The organism is Pseudomonas sp. TNT2022 ID1044, from assembly GCF_028656895.1.
Lineage (GTDB): Bacteria > Pseudomonadota > Gammaproteobacteria > Pseudomonadales > Pseudomonadaceae > Aquipseudomonas > Aquipseudomonas reinekei.
Genome location: NZ_JAMDHB010000038.1, coordinates 1 through 4,761, shown reverse-complemented (window position 1 = coordinate 4,761; position 4,761 = coordinate 1). Strand labels below are relative to the sequence as shown.

7 protein-coding genes are annotated in these 4,761 nt (G+C 50.7%); 2 read left to right on the top strand and 5 right to left on the bottom strand.

Annotated elements, in window-relative coordinates; all coding sequences use genetic code 11:
* Both M5G20_RS29775 and M5G20_RS29770 read left to right on the top strand, forming a co-directional pair.
* A partial coding sequence (locus M5G20_RS29775) for a 7-cyano-7-deazaguanine synthase (RefSeq protein WP_273922079.1) occupies window positions 1-498 on the top strand: 498 nt, incomplete at its 5' end.
* Complete coding sequence (locus tag M5G20_RS29770; RefSeq protein ID WP_273922078.1) at window positions 476-1,156, top strand: nitroreductase family protein; 681 nt, start codon at window positions 476-478, stop codon at window positions 1,154-1,156. The genes M5G20_RS29775 and M5G20_RS29770, both read left to right, overlap by 23 nt.
* On the opposite strand, the gene M5G20_RS29765 is transcribed toward M5G20_RS29770, so the two are convergent.
* From M5G20_RS29765 to M5G20_RS29745, 5 genes are all read right to left on the bottom strand, one after another.
* A complete protein-coding gene (locus M5G20_RS29765; RefSeq protein WP_273922077.1) occupies window positions 1,091-1,924 on the bottom strand; it encodes an 8-oxoguanine DNA glycosylase in 834 nt (277 codons plus the stop codon). The two genes, M5G20_RS29770 and M5G20_RS29765, sit on opposite strands and share 66 nt — an antisense overlap.
* Window positions 1,924-2,562 (bottom strand): DNA adenine methylase, encoded by a 639-nt coding sequence (locus M5G20_RS29760; RefSeq protein WP_273922076.1) that lies wholly within the window; start codon window positions 2,560-2,562, stop codon window positions 1,924-1,926. Before M5G20_RS29760 ends, M5G20_RS29765 begins: the two co-directional genes overlap by 1 nt.
* A 253-nt stretch (window positions 2,563-2,815) precedes the next feature.
* Complete coding sequence (locus M5G20_RS29755) at window positions 2,816-3,334, bottom strand: hypothetical protein (protein WP_198823134.1); 519 nt, start codon at window positions 3,332-3,334, stop codon at window positions 2,816-2,818.
* Between the two features lie 41 nt (window positions 3,335-3,375).
* Window positions 3,376-3,747, bottom strand: a complete 372-nt coding sequence (locus M5G20_RS29750) for a hypothetical protein (protein WP_052959448.1) — start codon at window positions 3,745-3,747, stop codon at window positions 3,376-3,378.
* A 400-nt stretch (window positions 3,748-4,147) separates the two neighbouring features.
* The gene (locus M5G20_RS29745; protein ID WP_011711661.1) at window positions 4,148-4,624 is read right to left on the bottom strand and encodes a DM13 domain-containing protein; all 477 of its coding nucleotides are present in this window, start codon (window positions 4,622-4,624) and stop codon (window positions 4,148-4,150) included.
* Window positions 4,625-4,761: the final 137 nt, after the last annotated feature.

Here is a 4,761-nt window from a genome sequence, read left to right as displayed (position 1 = left end):
TTTTCGGTCAGCGGCAACAGTGCGATTTGCCAGCGCCTGGAAATCCCACATCACGTCCTTGAAATTGATTGTCGGCAACTAGGCTCCGGAGATATGGCTGGGACGCAGGCAGATGATCTGGCACCTGCATCTGACTGGTGGCCCTACAGGAACCAGATGTTGGTCACGTTGGCGGCCATGAAAGCCATTTCTCTTGGAGTGACTCATCTTTGGCTCGGCACAGTGAAGTCAGACGGATTCCATCGAGATGGCTCGCCTGAGTTCATGGAAGTGATGAGTCGATTGATGTGGATACAGGAGGGCGGGATGGTTGTGGAGGCTCCGGCAATCGAGATGAGTGCTGCTGAGCTTGTTCGCACCTCTGGCATCCCGGCAGGGTGTTTGGCCTGGGCCCACAGCTGCCACAAGGCGGATGTACCTTGCGGTAATTGCCGAGGTTGTAACAAGTACTTCGAAGTATTCGACGAGGTTGGCTATGACCTGGATCGACCTGGGTAACCCCTCGCCCAAACTTTCGCCAACTCAGTACTTCCTGCTGAAGTGGCAGACGGGCGAAGTTCGGCGGCTTGAGGCGGGCGCGCCCGCCTCAAGCGTGACCTTCAATCAGGTTCTGGATAGCCGAAAAACTGATCGTCAGTTCGACCCTATTAGCGACAAGCAGCTAGGAGCCCTCCTGTGGCAGGCATGCCGATGCCGCGAAATATGGCCGTCCGATCTGGGTTTTGATCTGGAGCATAGGGCGGCTCCTTCCGCGGGGGCGATCCACCCCATCCATGTGCTGATCAACATGCCGGGTGATAGCCGTTGGTGGCTTTATCAGCCCCAAGGTCATTACTTGGTTGAATTGATCGGTGCACAAGAGCGACTGGCGGGATTGCTCGACCATAGCGACATGGTTCTCGAAGGGCCGCAGGCGGTAGGGATGCTGTTTGTTGCTGAACCAGGGAAGACGCTGTCCAAATACAACGAGGGAAGTAGCCTGATCTGGAGAGATGCAGGCGCACTCTTGGCGGTCATTGCATTGACGGCGCATGCCCAGGGACTGGCGTTCTGTCCGCTGGGCATTACGGGAGAGCCGTGGGCGAGCTCTTTAGCTGATGAGGGACAGCTGGCTGGTGTGGGCTTTGGTCTTCTTGGGTTTGCTGCGAGGTCGTGATTCAGCGGAGCTGTTCCCCATTCCCATGATGCTGTGAACGGTCGCTGAGGACGACATCATTTCCAGCCAGATCAGGGCGTCCAGTTCGGACGCTCTGACACCCAACCCCTTACTGAAGCGAATGAATTGCTCTTCCAGCTGCAGATAATGCCGCTCAACAGTCAGGTTGCTTTCAAAGAATTTGCCCAGCAAACCAGCACGAAGTATGTGGATGTCGAGGATTGCCACGTCATCCGCGTCGAGCCAATTCCTTGCAACCCAGGAGGCTGTCTTGTACCCAATGCCGGGAACATCCAGCAACCAGTCTCGCAAAGCTCTGCCAGAACTCAGTGGAGGATGTTCTGTAGAGAGTTTCTGCAGAGCTGCCGCCAGATAGCGCGCCTTCTGTTTGGCGAAGCGGTAGCGGACAAATCGCCCACCCACATCCATGGGTTCTCTCAGCCACTCTAGCAGTACCTCCTCCGATGGAGGTTGCTCACCGAAGGCCCCAAGTTTTTTGACGTGGTGGAAGGCGGCTAGGCCGATGCTTGAAGGAATACCGTGTCCGCCTAAGAGACAGGCACCGACTTCTTCTTTCAGCGTTGCACCCAGCTTGTAATCAATGCGTTCGCCATGCAATCGACGGGCGAACACTTGATAGGCCCAGTAGGCAGGGGTTGGAAAGGCTTCTAAAGCCCCCCACGGTACGCCCGGAATAACTTCTTCATCAGGCTTGGGCAGCTCGACGTTGAACACCAGATGATCGATGAAAATAGCGCCTAACTGCATCAGGCGGCCTCCTCGGCAGTGCCGTAGTTTTCCTGCATCCACTGCAGCAGCTCGTGTCGTTCTAGCTCATTCATGCTGTCGATTCGCGAACGAAGACGAGCTTGGCGACGTTGAATGGTTTGCCGGTCTCTGAACGTCTCGCCCAGGTAGCGGGAGTCGTGTAGTCGACTGGTTGGCTCGTAGTTCATCCAAACCACTTCCTCACGCACGTCGGCATGAGTTTTGGCTGGGAAACTTACTTTTCGCCATCCCGCGAGCAGTCGGTTGTAGAGCTCAGAGTCATAGCCCGAAATCATCACATTGCAAGGTAACGTCACCAGGCAGTTCAACAAGTGGGCGTGATCATCTTCGGTGTAGTCGCACCGGTAGACTTTTGCTCGCCGGCGGGTTTCGGGCATGTACGGAGGGTCAACATAGACAAGCTCGTCGCCGGTAAAAGCGAAGGTCTTTAGAAATGCCGTTGCATCGACGTGATGAAGCTCACACGTCCCTGCTTGTTCGGTACGCCAGCGCTCAATAACGGTGGCATCCAAATCTAGGCCAATGCTTCTCTGCGCCGCTTTTTTGTGGCGCATGACAGCCCCGCCGCCGAGGTGGGACTCAATGTAGGTCTGATGCGGTGGCATCAGATTGATCAAGCGCTGGTAGCACTTGCCTTTTCCGCCTGGATATCTCATGTGCAAAGCATCGTCAGATCTGACGATGATGTCAATAGAAGACCGCTGAACGGCAAGCCCCGCTTGCGGCCTCTACTGCGAAGCAGACGCGCTGGATCGATGTCGAGGGAGTATGGAGAGCTACGTAACAACCAGGAGCGGGTAGGGCGAAGTCTAAAAAACTTATGGAAGAAATAAGTAAACCTGTCTGTCACAAGATGAATAGTGCCTATCGTTACTTTGTGTACTCAGCTGAAATCGCCAAGAACAGAGTTTTTCGGAGTTTCCTAACTTTAGAGTCTAGGTCGTCTATATCTTTAGTGGATAATCCATACTTGTAATCCCAGAGTGAATTTAGAGCAAAATTCATTAATATCCTGAACTCTTCCAGTGTCTCAGAAACTGCAATGCTCCCAATAGACAGTACGTACGACTCAGCATCAACAAAGCTATCAAATGCGGATCTGAACTTTTCGCGCTGTTGATCAATAGCTTCTTCTGAAAAATTTGAAGTGCTGAGGCCGTCACTTGAAACTGTGTAATTTCTTACATTGGCTCTATAGTGTGCATAATTTTTATGGAATGAATTGAGTATTTCTATAACCTTATCCAGCTGCAGTTGTTTTTTAGTGATATGAAGTTTTTTGGTCTCTGCCGAAGTATTGGTCAGCGCGACGAGATAGCCAAACATTCCAGCGATCAACGCTCCCATACCAATTTTCACGGCATCCGAGGCAATATTTATCCACTCCACGCTCCCTCCATTGCGCTTATCACGCCAGCTATTTTTGACACTTAGTCCATGCTTGGAGTACTGGCATGTCTTCCTATATGACCATCAGGCCCTCGCGCGCAAACACACATCCGAGACAGGCCTGCATCGGAGTAACATACGAGGGTTGTTTGCGCTTCAATGCGGTTTTCTTTTAAGTAACTTTCTTTAATCGGCCTGATCCACTGTTCGCGCCCATCCACATCGGTTGTTTCCAGAAGCACCTCATCTTCTTGTAGATCAAAGTGTTTGTGCAGTAGTGCCACGCCAAATCTGTCTATGCAGTTGTGCTTTTTCAATATTTCAAATATTTCATTTAGACATGGCAGGTCCTCATCGTCTATGGGTCTAACATTGTCGATATGGTTAATTTCACCCCACAGTAAAGAAATCATTTTATTTATCTCCACTATGAACGTTTAACTAGCGAAATGTTACAGATTTAATAGGGGTCTTAGTCTGCGAATCTTCATGGGAGACGGGACTAATCAGAGCCCTCGCTCTTGGATAACATTAGACGCTCGCGCGCAAAATTCCACCCATTCCGATAAGGCGGCGTATAGAGCCTTAGCGGCATCTGAGGTTGGCGCGTACTTATCTCTGTCGCAAGCCCATCTGGTGAACCGCTTCAGGGTATGCAGGCATCGTAGTCAGTGTCTGAGGGTCGGTTGAGGTCAATTTTGACTTCAAGAATCTAGACGTGGAGGGGAGGCCTCATGCCCGGCAAGACTTTAATTTCCATTGGCATGAGGCGCATGTTATTCGTGAACAGGCAAGATCCAAGTTTAAGCTTGTTTACTGATATTTTGCGGAGCCGATGAACTTAGAGAAATGCTCGCACCATATTTGGACCGTTGTAAACTCGTTGACGTTGACGCTTGCAGGAATGGTTTTCTTGAAATTCCCGAAGTTTTTCAATTCGCCAATCAGAATTGCTTCTTTCTTTATGTCCAAAAACGATTCTTTGTCGGTGGCTTGTTTCTTTGTCAGGTAAATTTTGTAGTCTGGACCAGGTGCTACATCACCTTTAAATACAATTTCGTTATCCGTAACAAAAAGTTGTCCATTCGCCCAGTGAAGGGCGTCGCTGCCTTTCTGATCTTTCTTGAACTCTCCGCTATACTTTGCCACCTTTTGCACTTCTTCAATTTCGGCGATGGTGGCGTTTTCTTGTGCTGTCAAAATCGGAAGTATATAGATCCCTAGCCCAACTCCCGCGCCAAACAGAGCCAGGTGGGACGCGAGCAGAATTATTTTTAATTGCTTTTTCATGGGTTGCCTCATACAGTGAGTTATTTGGTGTGTCCATCACAATCCATTAGTTCGAACAGGGTGCGGTATGTGCTGATAGCGATATTGTTAGTGGGGTGCTAGCTTAGCTACCATGACGGCATTTTTCAAGGTAGTTG

What these genes read in the sequence shown, in the direction of transcription:
- M5G20_RS29770 (WP_273922078.1), top strand. Translation starts at nt 476, where the DNA reads ATGACCTGGATCGACCTGGGTAACCCCTCGCCCAAACTTTCGCCAACT.
- M5G20_RS29765 (WP_273922077.1), bottom strand. Translation starts at nt 1,924, where the DNA reads ATGCAGTTAGGCGCTATTTTCATCGATCATCTGGTGTTCAACGTCGAG.
- M5G20_RS29750 (WP_052959448.1), bottom strand. Translation starts at nt 3,747, where the DNA reads ATGATTTCTTTACTGTGGGGTGAAATTAACCATATCGACAATGTTAGA.
- M5G20_RS29745 (WP_011711661.1), bottom strand. Translation starts at nt 4,624, where the DNA reads ATGAAAAAGCAATTAAAAATAATTCTGCTCGCGTCCCACCTGGCTCTG.